The following is a 20,642-nucleotide window of genomic DNA, read 5'->3' on the forward strand; positions in this document are numbered from 1 at the left end:
TGACGCAGAGGTCGGGCTGCGTCCACGCGCGGCGTCACTTTAGGCATGTACACGCTCTATCGAACAAGGGGCCGGTTCTGTGGCGAGGGTGTCTGGCCGAAAGGCATGCGATCCCCGGCCCCCGTGCGAACCGGACGAAGTTGCTCACCGTCCCTGCTCAAACATGTGCTTTCTGTGTGCCTCTTGTGTGCGGGAGGGGGGCGGGGGCGGGGTGGCCGGTCGAAGTTGGCTGAATGCCGCCCCCTCCGGTCACTGCGAAGGAGAGTATCGAGACTCTCGATATACCCCGGATAATTTCCGATTCCGGGCACGCGGCGCCCGTTTCCGGCGGCTCCCGGCCCGTAGGCTGCGCCACATGTGCGGAATCGTGGGATACGTAGGGTCACAGTCGGCGCTCGACGTGGTCATGGCCGGGCTGAAGCGACTGGAGTACCGGGGGTACGACTCGGGCGGTGTCGCCGTGCTGGCGGACGGCGGGCTGGCCGCCGCCAAGAAGGCCGGCAAGCTGGTCAACCTGGAGAAGGAACTGGTCGACCGGCCGCTTCCGACGGGCTCGACCGGTATCGGCCACACGCGCTGGGCCACGCACGGCGGCCCCACGGACGGCAACGCGCACCCGCACCTGGACAACGCGGGCCGGGTCGCGGTGGTCCACAACGGCATCATCGAGAACTTCGCCGTGCTGCGCGCCGAACTGGCCGAGCGGGGACACGAGCTGACCTCCGAGACGGACACCGAGGTGGTCGCCCACCTGCTGGCCGAGGAGTTCTCCTCCTGCGCGGACCTCGCCGAGGCGATGCGGCTGGTGTGCCGCCGGCTGGAGGGCGCGTTCACGCTCGTCGCCGTGCACGCCGACGCGCCGGACGTGGTGGTCGGCGCCCGCCGCAACTCGCCGCTGGTGGTGGGTGTCGGCGAGGGCGAGGCGTTCCTGGCCTCCGACGTCGCCGCGTTCATCGCCCACACGCGCTCCGCGATCGAGCTGGGCCAGGACCAGGTGGTGGAGCTGCGCCGCGACGGCGTCACGGTGACGGGCTTCGACGGCAGCCCGGCCGAGGTCCACTCGTACCACGTGGACTGGGACGCCTCGGCCGCCGAGAAGGGCGGCTACGACTACTTCATGCTCAAGGAGATCGCCGAACAGCCCAAGGCGGTCGCCGACACCCTGCTCGGCCGCATCGATCCGTCCGGCTCGCTGACCCTGGACGAGGTGCGGATCAGCCCCTCGGAGCTGCGGGAGATCGAGAAGGTCGTCATCGTCGCCTGCGGTACGGCCTTCCACGCCGGCCTGATCGCCAAGTACGCCATCGAGCACTGGACGCGCATCCCGTGCGAGGTGGAGCTGGCGAGCGAGTTCCGGTACCGGGACCCGATCCTGGACGGCCGCTCCCTGGTGATCGCCATCTCCCAGTCCGGCGAGACCATGGACACCCTGATGGCGCTCCGGCACGCCCGCGAACAGGGCTCCAAGGTGCTGGCGATCTGCAACACCAACGGTTCGACGATCCCGCGCGAGTCGGACGCGGTGCTGTACACGCACGCCGGCCCCGAGGTCGCCGTCGCCTCGACCAAGGCGTTCCTCACCCAGCTGGTCGCCTGCTACCTGGTCGCCCTGTACCTGGGCCAGGTGCGGGGCACCAAGTGGGGCGACGAGATCCAGGCGGTCATCAAGGACCTGTCCCGCATCTCGGAGGAGGTCGAGCGGGTCCTGGAGACCATGGAGCCGGTACGGGCGCTGGCGCGGACGCTGGCGACGAAGAACACGGTGCTGTTCCTCGGCCGGCACGTGGGCTACCCGGTGGCCCTGGAGGGCGCGCTCAAGCTGAAGGAACTGGCGTACATGCACGCCGAGGGCTTCGCCGCGGGCGAGCTGAAGCACGGCCCGATCGCGCTGATCGAGGAGGACCTGCCGGTGGTGGTGGTCGTACCGTCGCCGCGTGGCCGGTCCGTCCTGCACGACAAGATCGTGTCCAACATCCAGGAGATCCGGGCCCGGGGCGCGCGCACGATCGTGATCGCCGAGGAGGGCGACGAGGCGGTCGTCCCGTACGCCGACCACCTGATCCGGATCCCGGCCACGCCGACGCTCCTCCAGCCACTGGTGGCCACCGTGCCGCTGCAGGTCTTCGCCTGCGAGCTGGCGACGGCCCGCGGCAACGAGGTGGACCAGCCCCGGAACCTGGCGAAGTCGGTGACGGTGGAATGAGACGAAGGGGCGGACGGCCGTGTGCCGTCCGCCCCTCGATCGCCGGTCAGGCGGTCACCAGTTGATGCAGGTCTTCGGGACCCAGCCGTCCTTCTTGTCGCCGCCGTAGTACCACAGGTTGCTCTTCTTGCCGCAGGCCTTGTACGAGCCGCCCTTGTAGGCCTTGCCGTCGTTGCAGATCCCGCCCTTCTTGCCCTTGCCCCAGATGCCGACGGCCGTGGCGGTCGTCTTCGGCGAGGTGCGGACGTTGACGGTCTCCTTGGCCTTGACGTTGACGATCGCCCTGCTGCAGTCGTGCGGCAGGGTCGCCGCGGACGCGCTGCCGGCGGTGGCGACGGCGCCGGTGAACGCCGTACCGATGAGGGCCGCGGTGGTGAGCGCGGTGCCCAGAGACTTCAACTTCAAGGCTGTGTCCTCCCGTTGTGTGCGATGGCGTCCGCCGGGAAGCGGATCACCGGTCGCCGGGCAGCCTACGCGGCGCGGGGACCGGCCATGATCCCCGGGGTTGCCGGTCAGTGGACGGAGAAGCCGCCGTCCACGTGGACCGACTGGCCCGTGACGTAGGCGGAGGCGCGGCTCGCCAGGAACACCGCCGCGCCCGCGAAGTCCTCGGCGAGGCCGTTGCGGCCGGTCATCGTGCGCGCGGCCAGGGCCGCCACCCGCTCGGGGTCGGACGACAGCCGCGCGTTGAGCGGAGTCATCACGAAGCCCGGCACCAGGGTGTTGCAGGTGACGCCGTACGGCGACCAGGCCTCGGCCTGCGAGCGGGCCAGGGACTCCAGCGCCCCCTTGGAGACGCCGTAGGCGCCGCTCTGCACGAAGGCGCGGTGCGCCTGCTGGGAGGTGATGTGGATGATCCGCCCGAAGCCCCGCTCGGCCATGCCGGGGCCGAACCGCTGCCCCAGCAGGAAGGGTGCCTCCAGGTTCACCGCCATGGTGGTGTCCCAGACGTCCTCGCCCAGCTCGCCCATCGGCGGCCTGAGGTTGATCCCGGCGGAGTTGACGAGGATGTCGGGCTCCCCGAAGACGGCCGCGGCCTCCTCGGCCGCCGCGCGCACTCCCGTACGGGTGCTCAGATCCCCGCTCGCCCAGGCGGCCGCGCACCCGTCGGCCGTCAACTCCTCGGCGGCCGCGGCCAGCTCCGCCCGCTTGCGCGCCACGAGCACGGTCTTCGCGCCGGCCCGCGCCAGCGCCCCCGCGACGGCCCGCCCGATGCCGGAACTCCCTCCGGTCACCACGGCGACCCGGCCGTCCAGCGAGAAGAGGTCGGAGAGATAGGCACGGGACGAGGTCATGCCGGAAGCCTAGGTGACGTGTGTCGCCCGGACCTGGCCGCCCGGGGTCGTAGGGTGCTCGGCATGAGCATCATCGGGGTGGGCATCGATGTCGCCGAGATCGACCGGTTCCGGGCGTCCTTGGAGCGGACGCCGGGACTGGCCGACCGCCTGTTCGTGGAGCGGGAGTTGCTGGCGCCCAGCGGGGAACGCCGCGGGTACGCCTCGCTGGCGGCCCGGTTCGCCGCCAAGGAGGCGCTGGCGAAGGCGCTGGGCGCGCCGCCCGGGCTGCACTGGACCGACGCCGAGGTGTACGTGGAGGACACCGGGCAGCCACGGCTGCGGGTGAGCGGGACCGTGGCCGCGCGGGCCGCGGAGCTGGGCGTGCGGTCCTGGCACGTGTCGCTCAGTCATGATGCGGGCGTGGCCTCGGCCGTGGTGGTCGCCGAGGGCTGACCGGTCGGCGGTCCGGGTGTGGGCGGTGGGGGTTCCGGGGCAGACTCGGTGCCATGCGTACTGCGTACAGCGTGGAGACGGTAAGGGCGGCCGAACGGGCGCTGATGGCGCGGCTGCCGGAGGGCGCGCTGATGCAGCGGGCCGCCGCCGGGCTGGCCGCCGCCTGTGCCGACCTGCTCGGACGGGTGTACGGCAGCCGGGTGGTGCTGCTCGTCGGCAGCGGGGACAACGGCGGGGACGCCCTGTACGCGGGGGCCCGGCTGGCCCGGCGCGGCGCCGGGGTGACGGCCGTGCCGCTGGCGCCCGAACGGGCGCACGGCGGAGGACTGGGAGCCCTGCGGCGGGCGGGCGGCACGGTCGTCGCCCCGGATGCCGCCGAGGAGCTGGTCGCGCGGGCCGACCTGGTGGTGGACGGGATCACCGGGATCGGGGGCAAGGGCGGGTTGCGGCCGGACGCCGAGCGGCTCGCCGGCGTGGTGGCGCGGTCCGGCGCCGCCGTCGTCGCGGTGGACCTGCCGAGCGGGGTCGACGCGGACACCGGGGAGGTGCGGGGTGCCGCGCTGCGGGCCGACCTGACCGTCACCTTCGGCGCGTACAAGCCAGGACTGCTGGTGGATCCGGCGCGGGAGTACGCCGGGGTGGTGCGGTTCGTCGACATCGGGCTGGAACCGCCGGCCGCCGACGCCGAGCTGGAGGCCCTGCAGCACGCCGACGTGGCCCGGCTGTTGCCGGTGCCGGCGGCGGAGAGCGACAAGTACCGGCGGGGGGTCGTCGGCATCGCCGCGGGGTCGGCGCGGTATCCGGGGGCCGCCGTGCTGGCCGTGTCCGGGGCGCTGCGCGGCGGGGCCGGGGCCGTCCGGTACGTCGGGCCGGCCGGGGACGCGGTCCTCGCGCGCTTCCCGGAGACCCTGGTGTCCGACACCGGACCCGCCAAGGCCGGACGGGTGCAGGCGTGGGTGGTCGGACCAGGGGCCGGGGACGACGCGGCGACCGTGGCCGAGGTGCTGGAGGCGGACGTGCCGGTGCTGCTCGACGCGGACGGGCTGCGGCTGGCCGAGCGGGACGCGGTGCGGCGGCGGACGGCGCCGACGCTGATGACGCCGCACGCGGGGGAGGCCGCCGCGCTGCTGGGGGTGCGGCGGGAGGAGGTCGAGGCCGCCCGGCTGGCCGCGGCGCGGGAACTGGCGGCGGTGTACCGGGCGACCGTGCTGCTGAAGGGCTCGACGACGCTGGTCGCCGGCACCGGGAGCGGGCCCGTGCGGGTGAACGCCACGGGGACGCCGTGGCTGGCCACGGCGGGGAGCGGGGACGTGCTGTCCGGGCTGGCCGGGTCCCTGCTGGCGGCGGGGCTGGGGGCGGTGGACGCGGGGAGTGCGGCGGCGTATCTGCACGGGCTGGCGGGCCGGTTCGCGGCCGACGGCGCGCCGGCGGGCGCACATGACGTGGCCTCACTGATCCCGGAGGCATGGCGGGACGTGCGCGACTGAGTCCCCCGCCGCCGACGGCCACGGGTGCGCGGGAACCACGCGGGCGGTCGGGCCGGTGCCGCGGCCGGGAGTTGACCGTGGCGTACGCGGTGGGGCCGGGCCGCCTTGCGCCGGCGCGGGGCCGGTCCGCCTTGCCTCGGCGTGGGGCCGGTCCGCCTCGTGTCGGCGTGGGGTGAGGGGCTGATGGGGGGTGGGGGAAGGGTGCGGGTGGTCGGGGTGGTGCGTCGGCCGGGAGTTGGCCCTGGCTGCTCGGCGGGACCGGTTGGCCTCGTTCGTCCGCGGGGGTGACCGGTCGGCCGGGGCGTGGGGAACCGCGCGGGCGGTCGGGGGTGTGCCCTGGTCCGAGGGGGGGCGATCCGCGTGGCGGGACCGATCCACCCCCGGTAGCCGGGGGCTGCCCGGGGCCTCTGAGAGACTGGGGGCGCGATGAGTGAGACAGCAGCTGTGCCGACCACCGCCCTGCGCGCCCGCGCCGAGATCGATCTGGGCGCCCTGCGCGCCAATGTGCGGGCCCTGCGCGCCCGGGCGAAGGGCGCCGCCGTGATGGCCGTCGTCAAGTCCGACGCGTACGGCCACGGCGCGATCCCGTGTGCCCGCGCGGCACTCGAGGCCGGCGCGAGCTGGCTCGGCACGGCCACCGCCGAGGAGGCCCTCGCCCTGCGCGCGGCCGGGCTGACCGGGCCCGTGCTGTGCTGGCTGTGGGTGCCGGGCGGTCCCTGGCGGCAGGCGATCGAGGCCGACATCGACGTGTCGCTGAGCGGGATGTGGGCCCTGCGCGAGGTGACCGCCGCCGCCCGGGCGGCCGGCCGGGTCGCCCGCGTGCAGCTCAAGGCCGACACCGGGCTGGGCCGCAACGGCTGTCAGCCGGCGGACTGGGCCGAGCTGGTCGCCGCGGCGCTGCGCGCGGAGGACGAGGGGCTGGTCCGGGTCACCGGGCTGTGGTCGCACTTCGCGTGTGCCGACGAGCCGGGGCACCCGTCCATCACCGCCCAGCTCGACCGGTTCCGGGAGATGACGGCGTACGCCGAGGAGCGGGGCGTACGGCCCGAGGTGCGGCACATCGCCAACTCGCCGGCCACCCTCACCCTGCCCGAGACCCACTTCGACCTCGTCCGCCCGGGCATCGCCATGTACGGCGTCTCGCCCAGCCCCGAGATCGGCACCCCGGCCGACTTCGGCCTGCGCCCGGTGATGACGCTCAGCGCCTCGCTGGCCCTCGTCAAGCGCGTCCCGGCCGGTCACGGGGTCAGCTACAGCCACCACTACGTCACCCCGGGCGAGACCACGCTCGGCCTCGTCCCCGTCGGCTACGGCGACGGCATCCCGCGGCACGCCTCGGGCGCCGGCCCGGTGCTGCTCGACGGCAAGTGGCGGACGGTCGCCGGACGGGTCGCCATGGACCAGTTCGTGGTGGACCTCGGCGGCGACGAGCCCCCCGTGGGCACCGAGGCGGTGCTGTTCGGCCCGGGCGACCGGGGGGAGCCCACCGCCGAGGACTGGGCGCAGGCCTGCGGCACGATCGCGTACGAGATCGTCACACGCATCGGAACGCGCGTCCCGCGCGTCTATGTGAACGCGTCCATGTGAACGGGCAAGAAGCCGGGTAACCCGGCGCGGACCGGCTACCCGGAACACCCGTAACACCGGTCACAGGGCAGCACCAGCAGCACAGCAGCACCATCCGTTTCATCACCCAGGGCGAACTGCAGTACGGCGAAGAGGAGCGGTACGTGAGCGAGAGCAGCGCGGAGGCCGTGGCGGACCTCGTCGCCTCGGCGGCCGTCGCCTCCGCCGCGGAGGCGACGGCCGGGAGCTGGCGCAAGGCGACCGGCATCGCCGGTGCCGCGATAGGCGTGCTCGCCGCGGGCGCGGCGGCGGGCGTCGCCATCGAGCGGATGACGGTCGGCCGCGGGGTGCGCCGCAAGGCGCGGCTGGCGCTGGACTCGGCGGGACCGTACGGCACCCTGCGCGGCACCCCCGGCAAGGCGTACGCCGACGACGGCACCGAGCTGTACTACGAGGTCGACGAGGCCGAGCCCGACCCGGGCCCGAACGTCTCGCCCCGCCGGCGCCGGCTCTTCGGCCGCAAGGCGCCCGCGCCGGTCACGGTCGTCTTCTGCCACGGCTACTGCCTCAGCCAGGACTCCTGGCACTTCCAGCGGGCGGCCCTGCGCGGCGTCGTGCGGACCGTGCACTGGGACCAGCGCAGCCACGGGCGGTCCGGGCGGGGCGTGGCCCAGACCCGGGACCGGGCGCCGGTCACGATCGACCAGCTCGGCCGCGATCTGAAGGCCGTGCTCGACGCCGCCGCCCCGGACGGGCCGCTGGTGCTGGTGGGCCACTCGATGGGCGGGATGACGGTGATGGCCCTCGCCGCCCTGTACCCCGAGCTGATCCGGGACCGGGTCGTCGCCACCGCCCTCGTCGGCACGTCGTCCGGGCGGCTCGGCGAGGTCAACTTCGGGCTCCCGCTGGCCGGCGTCAACGCGGTGCGCCGGATCCTCCCCGGTGTGCTGAAGGCGCTCGGGCAGCAGGCGGAGCTGGTGGAGAAGGGGCGCCGGGCCACCGCCGAGCTGTTCGCCGGGATCATCAAGCGGTACTCGTTCGCGGGGCGGGACGTCGACCCGGCGGTGGAGCGGTTCGCGGAGCGGATGATCGAGTCCACGCCGATCGACGTGGTCGCCGAGTTCTACCCGGCCTTCACCGACCACGACAAGACCGAGGCGCTCGGCTGTTTCCAGGACATGCCGGTGCTGGTGCTGGCCGGCGTGCGGGACCTGGTGACGCCCAGCGAGCACAGCGAGGCCATCGCCGACCTGCTGCCCGACGCCGAGCTGGTGCTCGTGCCGGACGCCGGGCACCTGGTGATGCTGGAGCACCCGGAGGTGGTCACCGACCGCCTCGCCGACCTGCTCACCCGCGCGGGTGCGGTGCCCGCAGGGGCTACCGTAAGTGGCTATGGAACGACCAGCAGCACCAGCAGTGCACGAGGCCGCTGAGATCCGGCTGACGATCACCTCGCCCGAGCAGATGCGGGAGCTGGGCCGCCGGCTGGCCAAGCTGCTGCGCGCGGGCGACCTGGTGATGCTCAGCGGGGAGCTCGGCGCGGGCAAGACCACCCTGACCCGCGGGCTCGGCGAGGGGCTCGGCGTGCGCGGCGCGGTCACCTCACCGACGTTCGTCATCGCCCGGGTGCACCCCTCCCTCGGCGACGGCCCGCCCCTCGTCCACGTGGACGCCTACCGGCTCGGCGGCGGCCTGGACGAGATGGAGGACCTGGATCTCGACGTCTCGCTGCCCGACTCGGTGATCGTCGTGGAGTGGGGCGAGGGCAAGGTCGAGGAACTGACCGACGACCGGCTCCAGGTCGGCATCCACCGCGCCGTGGGGGACACGACCGACGAGGTGCGGCAGGTGACCCTGGCCGGGCTGGGGGAGCGCTGGGCCGAAGCCGGCCTGGAGACGCTGACCGGCTGAGACCTCGTACCGACAAGGCGTCGGCAACATATTGCGCAGGACGTACCGGGCGTGGTGACATGGTAGCCAGCCCGTAGTGAGGTGTGCCTGACTTCGCCCGCCCCCGCACGTCAGGAGGCGTCCATGACCGCAGGCCGGCCCCAGGAGCAGCCCCGGCCCGCCGTGCCCGCCGGGGTGTCCATGCACGATCTGCTGGCGTCGTGCGCGGCGGCGGAAGCGGTCTCCCGGCCACCGCGGACCCCGGAGCCGGAGGCCTGCGAACCGGTGGAGGACCGCCCCCGGGCGGCGTGAGCGCCTCCCGGGGCCGCGCGCTCCTCCCGCGGAGCGCTCAGCGGATCACGACCACCGGTACGCCGATCGTCGCGAACTGCCACATCGCGTCGCCGTCCGTGCGCGCCTCACGGATGCCGCCCGTCTTCACGCTCGGGTCGGCCATCGCGCCCGAGCCGTTGCCCACCACGGCGCTGAACCCGATCACCACCTCGTTCACGCTGGTGAACCGCACGACGTGCTCGACGGGAAGCCCGTCGGTGCCGGTCGCCGTGTTCGAGCGGGAGGTGACCCAGTAGATGCCCGGCGGCGGGTCCACGCTGCCCGGGCGTACCTCGAAGGTGTGCCGCACCCTGTTCCCGGGGGTGACCAGCCAGACCCGGTCGTCGTCCACCGAGTACACGACCCGTTCACCCGTTCCGGAGTTCCCCGGCAGCGCCGTCGGGTTGTGCCGGTCCCGGGGGGCCTTCCGCGCGGCCGCCGCGGACGCGCTCGCCGCCGGATCGCCGCGCAGGCTCGCCGGAACGGTCGCCTGGGCCTGGAGGGCAAGGAATCCGACCGTTCCCAGAGCCGCCGCGGCAAGGCCGGCCACGATCCCCGAGCTGGTCCCTGCCACCTGCGCCCACCTCTGTTTCGCGCCATATGTCGTACTTCGTACAGACCGTAGCAGCCGGTGACCCTCCGTCCGGGTCGGCCGTGCGCGAGCCGCGGGCGCCGTAGGCTGTTCGCGTGCTCTTGCTCGCTCTGGATACCGCCACACCCGCCGTCACCGTCGCGCTGCACGACGGCACGGACGTCATCGCCTCGTCCAGCCAGGTGGACGCGCGCCGGCACGGGGAGCTGCTGCTGCCGGCCGTCGACCGGGTCCTCACCGAGGCCGGGCTGAAGCTGGAGGCCGTCACCGGGATCGTCGTCGGCACCGGCCCCGGCCCCTACACCGGCCTGCGCGTCGGCCTCATGACCGCCGACACCTTCGGCCTCGCGCTCGGCGTCCCGGTGTACGGCGTGTGCACCCTGGACGGCCTCGCCTACGCCGCCGACATCGAGAAGGGCCCCTTCGTCGTGGCGACCGACGCCCGGCGCAAGGAGGTCTACTGGGCGACGTACGCCGACTCCAGCACCCGGCTCACCGACCCGGCCGTCGACCGCCCGGCCGACATCGCCGAGCGGGTCGCGGGGCTCCCGGCGGTCGGCGCGGGCGCCCTGCTCTACCCGGACACGTTCCCGAGCGCCTACGAGCCCGAGCACGTGTCCGCCGCCGCCCTCGCCTCGCTCGCCGCCGGGAAGCTGGCCGCGGGCGAGGAGCTCCCGGCGCCCCGGCCGCTGTACCTGCGCCGGCCGGACGCCCAGGTCCCCAAGAACTACAAGGTGGTCACCCCCAAGTGACGGCACCGGAAACCCCCCGACTGCGCGAGATGCGCTGGTGGGACATCGACCCGGTCCTGGAGCTGGAGAAGGACCTGTTCCCCGAGGACGCCTGGTCACGGGGCATGTTCTGGTCCGAGCTGGCCCACTCCCGGGGCCCCGAGGCCAACCGCCGCTATCTCGTGGCCGAGTCCGCCGGCCGCATCGTCGGCTACGCCGGCCTCGTCGCCTCCGGCGACCAGGCCGACATCCAGACGATCGCCGTGGCCCGCGACCACCAGGGCACCGGCCTCGGCGCCCGCCTGCTGGTCGAGCTGCTGCGCGCGGCGACCGCGTTCGAGTGCCACGAGGTGATGCTCGAGTGCCGGGTCGACAACGTCCGCGCCCAGAAGCTCTACGAGCGCTTCGGCTTCGTCCCCATCGGCTTCCGGCGCGGCTACTACCAGCCCGGCAACGTGGACGCCCTGGTGATGCGCCTGACCACAGGACCCGACAGCGGCCCGGCGGCCTCCGACGGCGGCCCCGCCGCGGGTTCTCCCTCCGTGCAAGGAACCGACAACAATGACTGACGAACCCCTCGTCCTCGGCATCGAGACCTCCTGCGACGAGACCGGCGTCGGCATCGTCCGCGGCACCACCCTGCTGGCGGACGCCATCGCGTCCAGCGTCGACGAGCACGCCCGCTTCGGCGGTGTCGTCCCGGAGGTGGCGTCCCGGGCACATCTGGAGGCGATGGTCCCCACCATCGACCGCGCGCTGAAGGAGGCGGGGGTCAGCGCCAAGGACCTGGACGGCATCGCGGTCACCGCCGGTCCCGGCCTCGCGGGCGCCCTGCTCGTCGGCGTCTCCGCCGCCAAGGCCTACGCCTACGCCCTCGGCAAGCCCCTGTACGGCGTCAACCACCTCGCCTCGCACATCTGCGTGGACCAGCTGGAGCACGGCCCGCTGCCCGAGCCGACGATGGCCCTGCTGGTGTCCGGCGGTCACTCCTCCCTGCTGCTGTCCGAGGACATCACCTCCGACGTCCGTCCGATGGGCGCGACCATCGACGACGCGGCCGGCGAGGCCTTCGACAAGATCGCCCGCGTGCTGAACCTGGGCTTCCCGGGCGGCCCGGTCATCGACCGGTACGCGAAGGAGGGCGACCCCGGGGCGATCGCCTTCCCGCGCGGTCTGACCGGCCCGCGCGACCCGGCGTACGACTTCTCCTTCTCCGGCCTGAAGACCGCCGTGGCCCGCTGGATCGAGGCCCGGCGCGCGGCCGGCGAGGAGGTCCCGGTCCGTGACGTCGCCGCCTCCTTCCAGGAGGCCGTGGTCGACGTGCTCACCCGCAAGGCCGTCCGCGCCTGCAAGGACGAGGGCGTGGACCATCTGATGATCGGCGGCGGTGTGGCGGCCAACTCCCGGCTGCGCGCCCTCGCCCAGGAGCGCTGCGAGGCGGCCGGCATCCGGCTGCGGGTGCCGCGCCCCAAGCTGTGCACGGACAACGGCGCGATGGTGGCCGCGCTGGGCGCCGAGATGGTCGCCCGCAACCGCGCCGCGTCCAGCTGGGACCTGTCGGCCGACTCCTCCCTGCCGGTGACGGATCCTCATGTCCCCGGCCACGACCATGTGCACGAGGTCAGCAAGGAGAACCTCTACTCGTGACCGTCGCCCTGATGTGGGAGGCCCGGGCCGTCGAGGGCCGCGGCGGGGAGCTGCTGGCCTGGGTGCGGGAGCAGCGGCTCGCCGCCGAGCCGCTGCGCCGCGAGACCCTGCGGGCGCCGCAGGACCGGGTGCTGGTCATCACCTGGTGGGACGCGCCGTACGACGCCGAGCTGCCCGAACTGCCCGAGCCGGACGGCACGCTGGTGACGCGGGCCGTGCACCGCTGGCGGTTCGAACCGGTGGCCGACGGCTGAGGTTGAAGCATCCGGCCGGACTGCGCTATGATCATCACACAGCGAACGGCCGGAACACCGGCCCGGACGCAGTGCGTTGGTGGTCCAAGGAAAGACGCCCCGCTTCCTGCGGGGAAATGCAGGTGCAAGGCCTGCCCGGCGCTCCACTCGAACATCCCGCCTCCGGGTTTCCGGAGGCGGGATGTTCGCGTTGCCGCCCCGCCGTCAGGGCAGCACGTCGCAGCGCAGCCGTCGTTCGGCCCCGACCACCCGTACCGGTCCCGTCAGCCGCAGCCGTGCCCGGTGCCGGACCTCGCCGCTCGACGGGCCCAGCCGCAGTTCCAGCTCGCCGGGTTCCACCACCCTGGCCCCCGTACAGTCCGTGAAGGACGACAGGTCGGCGTGGAAGCGGAAGGTCAGCCGGCGGGCGGCGCCCGGGGACAGGTCGAGCCGCCGGTAGCCGATCAGGCGGACGTCCGGGCGGGTCACCGAGGCCACCGGGTCGTGCAGATAGAGCTGGACGACCTCGGTGCCCGCCCGGTCGCCGGTGTTGCGGACGGTGAGGGAGAGGTCGTACGAGCCGTCGGTCGGGATGCCCGCCGCGGAACCCTCGAAGTCCTCCCAGGCGAACTCCGTGTACGTGCGGCCGTGGCCGAACGGGTACAGCGGGGTCGGGTCCAGGCTGCTGACCTCCCCGGCCAGCCCCAGCGGCGGCTGGAGATAGGTCCAGGGCTGCCCGCCGGGCTCCCGCGGCACGCTCACCGGGAGCCGGCCGGAGGGGCCGACCCGGCCGGACAGCACCCCGGCCACCGCCGGGCCGCCCTCCTCGCCCGGGAAGAACGCCTGCACCACCGCGCCGAGCCGGCCGTGCCAGCGCCCCAGGGCGTAGGGGCGGCCGGTGAGCAGCACGAGGACCACCGGCACGCCCGTCGCCACGAGCGCGTCCAGCAGCTCCGCCTGCACCCCGGGCAGCCGCAGGTCGGACACGTCACAGCCCTCGCCGGAGGTGCCGCGCCCGAACAGGCCCGCGCGGTCGCCCAGCACCGCCACGCACACGTCCGCCTCCGCCGCCCGGGCCACGGCCTCCGCGAAGCCGGCGGTGTCCGGGTCGGACACCCCGCAGCCCTCCGCCGACGTCACCTTGGCGTCCGGGAACTCCGCGCGCAGCGAGTCCAGCACGGTCGGGACGTCGATGCCGAGCGGTACCCCGGGGTGGTCGGCGAGGACATGCGAGGGGAAGGAGTAACAGCCCAGCATGGCGAGCGGGTCCGCCGCGCGGGGGCCGACGACCGCGATCCGGGTGCCGGGGGCCAGCGGCAGCAGGCCGCCGGGGTTGTCCAGCAGCACCACCGACTCCTCCGCCAGCCGCCGGGCGAGGGCCCGGTTGCGCGCCGGGTCCAGGTCGAGGGGGCCATCCGGCTCCGGGCGCCAGTCCTCGTCCAGCAGACCCAGCTCGCACTTCTGGAGCAGGACGCGCCGGGCCGCGCGGTCCACCAGGGCCTCCGGGACCCGGCCCTCGCGTACGGCGGCGACGAGCGGGGGGCCGTAGCAATCCGGGGCCGGCAGTTCGACGTCGACGCCCGCGGCCAGGGCCAGACGCGCCGCCTCCGCCTCGTCCGCCGCGACCCGATGCAGGGTCCGCAGGAAGCCGATGCCGAAGTAGTCGGCCACCACCGTGCCGGTGAACCCCCACTCCTGGCGCAGCAGCCCGGTCAGCAGCCGCGGGTCGGCGGAGGCGGGCACGCCGTCGGTCTCGGTGTAGGCCGCCATCACCGAGCGGGCCCCGCCCTCGCGCAGCGCCATCTCGAACGGCGGCAGGGTGACGTCCGCGAGCTCCCGTACGCCCGCCCGCACCGGGGCCAGGTTCCGGGCACCCGCCGAGGCCGCGTACCCGGCGAAGTGCTTGAGGGTGGCGACGACACCGGCCGACTCCAGGCCGCGTACGTAGGCCGTGCCCACGGTGCCGACCAGGTACGGGTCCTCGCCGATCGTCTCCTCGACCCGTCCCCAGCGCGGGTCTCGGACCACGTCCAGCACCGGCGCCAGGCCCTGGTGGACCCCGGCCGCGCGCAGGCCCCGGCCGATGCGGCGGCCCATCTCCTCCACCAGCTCCGGGTCGAAGGAGGCGCCCCAGGCGAGCGGGACCGGATAGGCGGTCGCCCGCCAGGCGGTGAAGCCGGCCAGGCACTCCTCGTGGGCGACGGCCGGGATGCCGAAGCGGTTCGCGGCGGCGATCCGGCGCTGCGCCCGGGCCAGGGATCGCGCCCCGGCGTCGGGCTCGACGGGGGCGGTGCCGAAGGACCGGGTCAGCTGGCCGAGGCCGTGGGCGATCAGCTCGTCCCAGTCGTGACCGGAGGCCATCTCCCGCTGGAGTGGGGCGACTCCGTCGCCGTCCGCGGCGGCGCCCACCCAGGCGCCGTACAGCTGGGCCGTCTTCTCCTCCAGGGTCATCCGTGACAGCAGGTCGGTCACCCGGGCGTCGGCGGGCAGGGCGGGGTCGCGCCAAGGAGCGGTGGTCATGGAACTCCCGTCGATGGTCCGGGATCGGACGCTGCTGGCCGAATGTTTCGAATGTCACCTCGAATGTTCCGGGAACCTAGGGCGCACGTGGGCCTTCGTCAAGAGGTGGGGCGGGGATACGATCGCGGGCATGAAGCCTCCGAAGCCCGCAGAGACGCAGACGGCGACCCTCGCCGAGATCGCCCGGGAGGCCGGGGTCTCCGCTCCGACTGTTTCGAAGGTCCTCAACGGCCGTGCCGACGTCGCCCCCGCGACCCGCGCCCGGGTCGAGGAACTGCTGCGCGCCTACGGCTACCGGCGCCGGCGCGCCGAGGCCTCCCGCTCACCACTGATCGACCTGGTCTTCCACGAGCTGGAGAGCGCCTGGGCGCTGGAGGTCATCCGGGGCGTGGAGAACGTGGCCCGGGACGCCGGGCTGAGCGTCGTCCTGTCCGAGTCGGCCGGCCGGCTCACCCCCGGCCGGACCTGGGCCGACCAGGTCGCGGCCCGCCGCCCGCACGGCGTGGTGCTGGTGCTGTCCGGGCTCGACGGGTCCCAGCGGGCGCTGCTGACCAGCAGATCCATCCCGTTCGTGGTGATGGACCCGGCCGGCGACCCGGGGCCGGACGTGCCGTCCATCGGCGCCACCAACTGGCAGGGCGGCCTCGCCGCCACCCGCCACCTGGTGGAACTCGGGCACACCCGGATCGGCGCGATCAGCGGACCGTCCCGGATGATGTGCAGCCGGGCCCGGGTCGACGGCTACCGCGCGGCCCTGGAGACGGCCGGGCTGCCCGCCGACCCCTCGCTCGTCGTGACCGGGGACTTCCACCACGACGCCGGCTACCGCCTGGGTCTGGAGCTGCTGCGCCGCCCGGACCGGCCCACCGCCGTCTTCGCGGGCAACGACCTGCAGGCGCTCGGGCTGTACGAGGCCGCCCGCGAACTCGGTCTGCGCATCCCGGGGGACGTCAGTGTCGTCGGCTTCGACGATCTGCCGGTGGCCCGCTGGGTGGGCCCGCCGCTGACGACCGTACGGCAGCCGCTGACCGAGATGGCCGAGGCTGCGGCCCGGCTGGTGCTGGAGCTGGGGCGGGCACGGCAGGAGCGGGCCGCGACCCGGGTGGAGCTGGCGACGAGCCTGGTGGTGCGGTCCAGCACGGCGGCGCCCGCCGTGGCCGGAAGGTGACGTATTGACGGGTGGGGGGTGTGCCCCCACACTCCTCCGAAGTCAATCGGTTGCACGACCGAAACTTTCGGAGGCGCCCGCCCTGAGACCTCCCGAACGTTCCCGCGGGCCGCCCTGGCCGCGGTGGCGACCGCCGTGGGCCTGTTCACCGCCCCCCCGGCACCGTCCATGCCGCCGGCACCCCGCTGCGCGACCATCACCCAGGCGTGGAACGCCACCTGCGCCCAGTCGGGCTCGGCCGTCTCCTGCGCCGACGCCTCGTACAACGGGTCGGTACCGGACGGAGGTTCGGTGACCTTCGGGTTCAACGCCTCCTGGAGCGGCGGCAATCCGGTACCGGCGGTGACGCCGGGATGAGCCGCGGGGCGGGCTGGTGCAGGAGAATCTCCCGGGAAAACCGGCTCGTGCCGCTTCCGCTAACAGTTTCCTCATCATTCGGACTTACGTTCCTGACGTGACGCGACACGAGGAGCAGGGCGGCACGGGCGGACGGGTGGGCCGGCGGCCGAAGGCGCTGAGGATCGCCGGCCTCACTCTGGCGGGCACCCTGGTGCTGGGCGCGGCGGCCGCCGGCTGGGTGTACTGGCACCTGAACGCCAACATCACCAGCGTCGACATCAACGGCGCGCTCGGCGACGACCGGCCCGCCCGGGCGGTGACCGGCCCGGCCGCGACCGCCCCGGCCGACGCCTCGCCCCTGCCCACCGGCTCCCTGAACATCCTGGTCCTCGGCTCGGACTCGCGCGACGGCACCGCCAACGCGGAACTGGGCGGTGGCGACGACACCTCCGGGGCCCGGTCCGACACCGCGATGGTCGTGCACGTCGACGCGGGCCGGACCACGGCCACCGTGGTCAGCATCCCGCGCGACACGCTCGTCACCCGCCCGTCCTGCCCGCTCGCCTCCGGCGGCACCGCGGCGCCGGCGCACGGCGCCATGTTCAACAGCGCCTACTCGGTGGGGGGTCCGGTGTGCGCGGTGAAGACCGCCGAGTCGCTCACCGGCGTCCGCATGGACCACTACCTGGAAATCGACTTCTCCGGCTTCGCGAGGCTCGTCGACGCGCTCGGCGGGGTCGACGTCACCACCGGCCAGGACATCGACGACGACAAGAGCCACCTCCACCTGGAGGCCGGCACCCACCATCTCGACGGCAAGCGGGCCCTGGCCCTCGCCCGCACCCGGCACGGCATAGGCGACGGCAGCGACCTGGGCCGCATAGGGCTGCAGCAGACGCTGGTCAAGGCCCTGCTGGAGCGGATCGGGGACGCCGGCCTGCTCACCGACCCGGCCAGGCTGTACCAGGCCGCCGACGCCGTCACCGCCGGCCTCACCACCGACACCGGCCTGGACTCCCTCGGCGAGCTGATCGGCCTCGGCCGGAGCCTGAGGGGCCTGACCGCCGACCGGATGAGGACGGTGACCATGCCGGTCGTCACGGCACCCTCCGACCCCAACCGGGTGATTCCCGAGCAGCCCGGGGCGGACCGGCTCTGGACTTCATTGCGCTGAGCGCCGGAAGAGGGCGGCCGGCGGGAGGGCACGGAGGGGCGGCGCACCGGGCGGCGGGCGGGGCGGCGAGCAGGGGCGGAAAAAAGTCCCGGAGATTTTCTCGCGAGCGTGTCGATCCGGGTGTCTCCCGTTCGACGCCTGGGTGAGCGGTGGGGAACGGCCCCGCCGCCCGGCCGAAGGAGCCACCATGCCCCGCTACCTGTCGCTCATCCGCATCGACGAGTCCGCCGCCCCCGCCGAGGGCCCCAGCGAGGAGCTCATGCGCCGGATGGGCGAGCTGATCGAGGAGGTCACCAAGGCGGGCGTCATGCTCGACACCGCCGGGCTCACCCCGTCCGCCCAGGGCACCCGGGTGCACTGGGAGGGCGGGAAGATCTCCGTCACCGACGGGCCGTTCACCGAGTCCAAGGAGGTCATCGGGGGGTACGCGCTCATGCAGTGCAAGGACCGGGCCGAGGCCCTGGAGTGGACCAAGCGGTTCCTTCAGGTCCACGAGGAGTTCTGGACCATCACCTGCGAGGTCCGGGAGATCGCGGAGGGCTGATCCTGGCCCTCGGCCGCCCGGGGGTGTTGCATGGTGGGCTGTGGAAGCACAGCCCACCGCGGCACACACGATCGAGACCGTCTTCCGGCTGGAGTCCCCGCGGGTCGTCGCCGCCGTCGCCCGCATCGTGCGGGACATCGGCATCGCCGAGGAACTGGCACAGGACGCCCTGGTCGCCGCCCTGGAGCGGTGGCCCCGGGAAGGGGTGCCCGACAACCCCGGCGCCTGGCTCACGGCCACGGCCCGGCACCGGGCCGTCGACCTGGTCCGGCGCCGCGAGACCTACGCCCGCAAACTCGCCGAGATCGGCCGGGACCTGGAGACCACCGCCCCGCCGGAGGAACCGGCCGACCCGGACGACATCGACGACGACCTGCTCCGGCTGGTCTTCACCACCTGCCACCCGGTGCTGTCCCCGCAGGCCCGCACCGCGCTCACCCTGCGCCTGCTCGGCGGCCTGACCACGGCCGAGATCGCCCGCTCCCACCTGGTCCCCGAGCCGACGATCGCCCAGCGGATCGTCCGCGCCAAACGCACGCTCGCCGCGAAGAACGTCGCCTTCGAGGTGCCGTACGGGCCCGACCGCGAGGCCCGCCTCGGCTCCGTCCTGGACGTCATCTACCTGATCTTCAACGAGGGCTACGCGGCCACCGCCGGCGACGACTGGCTGCGCCCCGGCCTGTGCGAGGACGCGCTGCGGCTGGCCCGCGTCCTGTCCGCGCTGATGCCCAAGGAGCCGGAGGTGCACGGCCTGACCGCGCTGCTGGAGTTCCAGGCGTCCCGCACCGCCGCCCGCACCGGCCCGGACGGCGAGCCGGTGCTGCTGAGGGACCAGAACCGCCGCCGCTGGAACCGCATGCTCATCGGGCGCGGGGTCCGCGCCCTGGAGCGCGCCGAGGCCACCGCCGACGGACCCCCGGGCCCGTACGCCCTGCAGGCGGCCATCGCCGCCTGCCACGCGCACGCGTACACCTACGAGGAGACCGACTGGCGTGCCATCGCCACCCTGTACGGCCTGCTGGCCGCTCGCGCGCCGTCCCCGGTGGTCGAGCTGAACCGGGCGGTCGCCGTGTCGATGGCCGACGGCCCGGCCGAGGGCCTGCGGCTGGTGGACGCCCTGGCCGCCGTCCCCGCGCTGCGCGACTACCACCTGCTGCCCAGCGTCCGCGGCGACCTGCTGGCCCGGCTCGGCCGTACCGCCGAGGCCCGCGAGGAGTTCACCCGGGCGGCGGGGCTGGCCCGCAACGAGAAGGAGCGGGACCTGCTGCTCAGCCGGGCGCGGACGCTCGGTCCCCCGCCCGCACCGGCGCCCCGATCAGCATCGTCGGCGCCCCCGCCACCCGGGTGAGGAAGACCGTGGCCGCGTTCGGGCCCTGTGGCCTGACCTTGCGGCGCAGTTCCTCCGGCTCGACCGCCGAGCCGCGCTTCTTCACGGTCAGCGTGCCGACCTCGCGCTCCCGCAGCAGGGCCTTCAGCTTCTTGACGTTGAACGGCATCCGGTCGGTGATCTCGTAGGCGGTGGCGTACGGAGTGGGCCGCGGCTCGTCGGCGGTGACGTACGCGATGGTCGCGTCGAGGAGGCCGCCGCCGACCTCCTCGGCCACCTCCGCGACCAGGTGCGCGCGGATCACGGCGCCGTCCGGCTCGTAGAGGTACCGCCCGACCGGCCGGACCGCGGGGTCGGGCAGTCCGCGGCCGAGCAGCGTGCGCGGGCCCGGCAGCAGTGTGGCCCGCACGGCGCCCGGCGCGCCGGTGCCGAACCACAGCACCGCCTCCTTCACGTCGCCGCCGTCGGAGATCCACTCCGCCTCGGCCGCGGCCGGGACCACCTCGTGCGGGATGCCGGGGGCGATCTTCAGGGCGGCGTGCGGCGCCCGGGCGGCGGTCTCGACGGCCCAGGACAGCGGCGGTGAGTACGCCTCCGGGTCGAACACCCTCCCGCGCCCGCCCCGGCGCGCCGGGTCCACGAACACCGCGTCGTACCCGGCGGTGTCCACCTCCGTGACGTCGGCCTCCCGCACCTCGATCAGCCCGGCCAGCCCCAGTGCCTCGGCGTTCGCCCGGGCCACGGCCGCCGTCAGCGGGTCCCGGTCCACGGCCAGCACCCGGATCCCGGCCCGGGCCAGCGCGACGGCGTCCCCGCCGATGCCGCAGCACAGGTCGGCGACGCAGGTCACGCCCAGTTCCTTCAGCCGCCGGGCCCGGTACGTCGCCACGCTGGTCCGTGTCGACTGCTCGACCCCGTTCGGGGTGAAGAACATCCGCCCGGCGTCCTCGGCCCCGAACTTCGCCACCGCCCGCTGCCGCAGCCGGGCCTGACCGAGCGCGGCCGAGACCAGCTCGGCCGGGTGGTCACGGCGCAGCCGGGTGGCCACGGCCAGCTCCTGCGCGGGCTCGGTGTCGCGCACCTCGTCGAGGAGGGCGCGGCCTTCGGGGGTGAGGAGCAGAGCGAGGTCGTTCACCGGGTCATTGTGGGCCAGTCGGT

The 20,642-nt window shown here is 74.2% G+C and carries 20 protein-coding genes and 1 pseudogene; 16 read left to right on the plus strand and 5 right to left on the minus strand.

Annotation, left to right across the window (positions count from 1 at the left end; all coding sequences use genetic code 11):
• Positions 1-355 precede the first annotated feature (355 nt).
• Positions 356-2,203: a glutamine--fructose-6-phosphate transaminase (isomerizing) gene (gene glmS, locus FHS34_RS13730; protein WP_184964759.1), complete on the plus strand. Its 1,848-nt coding sequence runs from the start codon at positions 356-358 to the stop codon at positions 2,201-2,203.
• A gap of 54 nt (positions 2,204-2,257) precedes the next feature.
• On the opposite strand, the gene FHS34_RS13735 is transcribed toward glmS, so the two are convergent.
• Together FHS34_RS13735 and FHS34_RS13740 are read right to left on the minus strand one after the other, a co-directional pair.
• Positions 2,258-2,608: a hypothetical protein gene (locus tag FHS34_RS13735; RefSeq protein ID WP_184964761.1), complete on the minus strand. Its 351-nt coding sequence runs from the start codon at positions 2,606-2,608 to the stop codon at positions 2,258-2,260.
• A gap of 107 nt (positions 2,609-2,715) precedes the next feature.
• Positions 2,716-3,498 (minus strand): SDR family NAD(P)-dependent oxidoreductase, encoded by a 783-nt coding sequence (locus tag FHS34_RS13740; RefSeq protein ID WP_184964763.1) that lies wholly within the window; start codon positions 3,496-3,498, stop codon positions 2,716-2,718.
• 63 nt (positions 3,499-3,561) lie between these two features.
• On the opposite strand from FHS34_RS13740, the gene FHS34_RS13745 reads away from it, so the two are divergent.
• From FHS34_RS13745 to FHS34_RS13770, 6 genes are all read left to right on the plus strand, one after another.
• Complete coding sequence (locus FHS34_RS13745) at positions 3,562-3,933, plus strand: holo-ACP synthase (protein ID WP_184964765.1); 372 nt, start codon at positions 3,562-3,564, stop codon at positions 3,931-3,933.
• Positions 3,934-3,986: 53 nt separating this feature from the next.
• Positions 3,987-5,420, plus strand: a complete 1,434-nt coding sequence (locus FHS34_RS13750; RefSeq protein ID WP_184964767.1) for an NAD(P)H-hydrate dehydratase — start codon at positions 3,987-3,989, stop codon at positions 5,418-5,420.
• Between the two features lie 426 nt (positions 5,421-5,846).
• The gene (gene alr, locus FHS34_RS13755) at positions 5,847-7,007 is read left to right on the plus strand and encodes an alanine racemase (protein ID WP_184964769.1); all 1,161 of its coding nucleotides are present in this window, start codon (positions 5,847-5,849) and stop codon (positions 7,005-7,007) included.
• Between the two features lie 143 nt (positions 7,008-7,150).
• Positions 7,151-8,419 (plus strand): alpha/beta fold hydrolase, encoded by a 1,269-nt coding sequence (locus FHS34_RS13760; protein WP_184964770.1) that lies wholly within the window; start codon positions 7,151-7,153, stop codon positions 8,417-8,419.
• Entirely contained in the window at positions 8,379-8,897 is a 519-nt protein-coding gene (tsaE, locus tag FHS34_RS13765) for a tRNA (adenosine(37)-N6)-threonylcarbamoyltransferase complex ATPase subunit type 1 TsaE (RefSeq protein WP_184964781.1), read from the plus strand. Before FHS34_RS13760 ends, tsaE begins: the two co-directional genes overlap by 41 nt.
• A gap of 123 nt (positions 8,898-9,020) precedes the next feature.
• Positions 9,021-9,188 (plus strand): hypothetical protein, encoded by a 168-nt coding sequence (locus tag FHS34_RS13770; protein ID WP_184964783.1) that lies wholly within the window; start codon positions 9,021-9,023, stop codon positions 9,186-9,188.
• Between the two features lie 37 nt (positions 9,189-9,225).
• Here the strand turns inward: FHS34_RS13770 and FHS34_RS13775 are convergent, their stop codons facing one another.
• On the minus strand, positions 9,226-9,783 hold the full coding sequence (locus tag FHS34_RS13775; protein ID WP_184964785.1) for a hypothetical protein: 558 nt from the start codon (positions 9,781-9,783) through the stop codon (positions 9,226-9,228).
• A gap of 113 nt (positions 9,784-9,896) precedes the next feature.
• On the opposite strand from FHS34_RS13775, the gene tsaB reads away from it, so the two are divergent.
• From tsaB to FHS34_RS13795, 4 genes are read left to right on the plus strand one after another with little or no spacing between them, the layout of a single operon-like run.
• On the plus strand, positions 9,897-10,553 hold the full coding sequence (gene tsaB / locus FHS34_RS13780; RefSeq protein WP_184964787.1) for a tRNA (adenosine(37)-N6)-threonylcarbamoyltransferase complex dimerization subunit type 1 TsaB: 657 nt from the start codon (positions 9,897-9,899) through the stop codon (positions 10,551-10,553).
• 29 nt (positions 10,554-10,582) lie between these two features.
• Positions 10,583-11,101: a ribosomal protein S18-alanine N-acetyltransferase gene (gene rimI, locus FHS34_RS13785; protein ID WP_184965304.1), complete on the plus strand. Its 519-nt coding sequence runs from the start codon at positions 10,583-10,585 to the stop codon at positions 11,099-11,101.
• The gene (gene tsaD, locus FHS34_RS13790; protein WP_184964789.1) at positions 11,094-12,179 is read left to right on the plus strand and encodes a tRNA (adenosine(37)-N6)-threonylcarbamoyltransferase complex transferase subunit TsaD; all 1,086 of its coding nucleotides are present in this window, start codon (positions 11,094-11,096) and stop codon (positions 12,177-12,179) included. Before rimI ends, tsaD begins: the two co-directional genes overlap by 8 nt.
• Positions 12,176-12,433, plus strand: a complete 258-nt coding sequence (locus tag FHS34_RS13795) for a hypothetical protein (protein WP_184964791.1) — start codon at positions 12,176-12,178, stop codon at positions 12,431-12,433. The genes tsaD and FHS34_RS13795 overlap by 4 nt, the downstream gene beginning before the upstream one ends.
• A 204-nt stretch (positions 12,434-12,637) precedes the next feature.
• Here FHS34_RS13795 and FHS34_RS13800 read toward each other — a convergent pair whose 3' ends face one another.
• Positions 12,638-14,932, minus strand: coding sequence for a beta-xylosidase/alpha-l-arabinosidase (locus FHS34_RS13800; protein ID WP_184964794.1), 2,295 nt, complete (start codon positions 14,930-14,932; stop codon positions 12,638-12,640).
• Between the two features lie 130 nt (positions 14,933-15,062).
• Here FHS34_RS13800 and FHS34_RS13805 point away from each other — a divergent pair, with 130 nt between their 5' ends.
• The 5 genes and pseudogenes from FHS34_RS13805 to FHS34_RS13825 all read left to right on the plus strand — a co-directional run bounded on the left by FHS34_RS13805 (position 15,063) and on the right by FHS34_RS13825 (position 19,505).
• Positions 15,063-16,100: a LacI family DNA-binding transcriptional regulator gene (locus FHS34_RS13805; RefSeq protein ID WP_184964796.1), complete on the plus strand. Its 1,038-nt coding sequence runs from the start codon at positions 15,063-15,065 to the stop codon at positions 16,098-16,100.
• A 195-nt stretch (positions 16,101-16,295) separates the two neighbouring features.
• A pseudogene (locus FHS34_RS13810) lies at positions 16,296-16,457 on the plus strand (cellulose binding domain-containing protein); the annotation flags it as partial.
• 97 nt (positions 16,458-16,554) lie between these two features.
• Entirely contained in the window at positions 16,555-17,613 is a 1,059-nt protein-coding gene (locus tag FHS34_RS13815) for an LCP family protein (protein WP_184964798.1), read from the plus strand.
• 187 nt (positions 17,614-17,800) lie between these two features.
• Positions 17,801-18,157 carry a YciI family protein gene (locus FHS34_RS13820; RefSeq protein ID WP_184964800.1) on the plus strand — a complete coding sequence of 119 codons (357 nt, stop codon included), beginning with the start codon at positions 17,801-17,803 and terminating at the stop codon, positions 18,155-18,157.
• 40 nt (positions 18,158-18,197) lie between these two features.
• Complete coding sequence (locus tag FHS34_RS13825) at positions 18,198-19,505, plus strand: RNA polymerase sigma factor (RefSeq protein WP_184964802.1); 1,308 nt, start codon at positions 18,198-18,200, stop codon at positions 19,503-19,505.
• On the opposite strand, the gene FHS34_RS13830 is transcribed toward FHS34_RS13825, so the two are convergent.
• Entirely contained in the window at positions 19,426-20,619 is a 1,194-nt protein-coding gene (locus FHS34_RS13830; RefSeq protein ID WP_225817593.1) for a class I SAM-dependent methyltransferase, read from the minus strand. The two genes, FHS34_RS13825 and FHS34_RS13830, sit on opposite strands and share 80 nt — an antisense overlap.
• Positions 20,620-20,642 lie beyond the last annotated feature (23 nt).

The organism is Streptomyces echinatus (assembly GCF_014203595.1).
GTDB classification, from domain to species: domain Bacteria; phylum Actinomycetota; class Actinomycetes; order Streptomycetales; family Streptomycetaceae; genus Streptomyces; species Streptomyces echinatus.

Excerpts from the sequence above, each read along its gene's own strand:
- tsaE (WP_184964781.1), top strand. The coding sequence starts at position 8,379 with ATGGAACGACCAGCAGCACCAGCAGTGCACGAGGCCGCTGAGATCCGG.
- FHS34_RS13805 (WP_184964796.1), top strand. The coding sequence starts at position 15,063 with ATGAAGCCTCCGAAGCCCGCAGAGACGCAGACGGCGACCCTCGCCGAG.
- FHS34_RS13745 (WP_184964765.1), top strand. The coding sequence starts at position 3,562 with ATGAGCATCATCGGGGTGGGCATCGATGTCGCCGAGATCGACCGGTTC.
- FHS34_RS13750 (WP_184964767.1), top strand. The coding sequence starts at position 3,987 with ATGCGTACTGCGTACAGCGTGGAGACGGTAAGGGCGGCCGAACGGGCG.
- FHS34_RS13800 (WP_184964794.1), bottom strand. The coding sequence starts at position 14,932 with ATGACCACCGCTCCTTGGCGCGACCCCGCCCTGCCCGCCGACGCCCGG.
- alr (WP_184964769.1), top strand. The coding sequence starts at position 5,847 with ATGAGTGAGACAGCAGCTGTGCCGACCACCGCCCTGCGCGCCCGCGCC.
- glmS (WP_184964759.1), top strand. The coding sequence starts at position 356 with ATGTGCGGAATCGTGGGATACGTAGGGTCACAGTCGGCGCTCGACGTG.
- rimI (WP_184965304.1), top strand. The coding sequence starts at position 10,583 with ATGCGCTGGTGGGACATCGACCCGGTCCTGGAGCTGGAGAAGGACCTG.
- FHS34_RS13820 (WP_184964800.1), top strand. The coding sequence starts at position 17,801 with ATGCCCCGCTACCTGTCGCTCATCCGCATCGACGAGTCCGCCGCCCCC.
- tsaD (WP_184964789.1), top strand. The coding sequence starts at position 11,094 with ATGACTGACGAACCCCTCGTCCTCGGCATCGAGACCTCCTGCGACGAG.
- FHS34_RS13740 (WP_184964763.1), bottom strand. The coding sequence starts at position 3,498 with ATGACCTCGTCCCGTGCCTATCTCTCCGACCTCTTCTCGCTGGACGGC.
- FHS34_RS13770 (WP_184964783.1), top strand. The coding sequence starts at position 9,021 with ATGACCGCAGGCCGGCCCCAGGAGCAGCCCCGGCCCGCCGTGCCCGCC.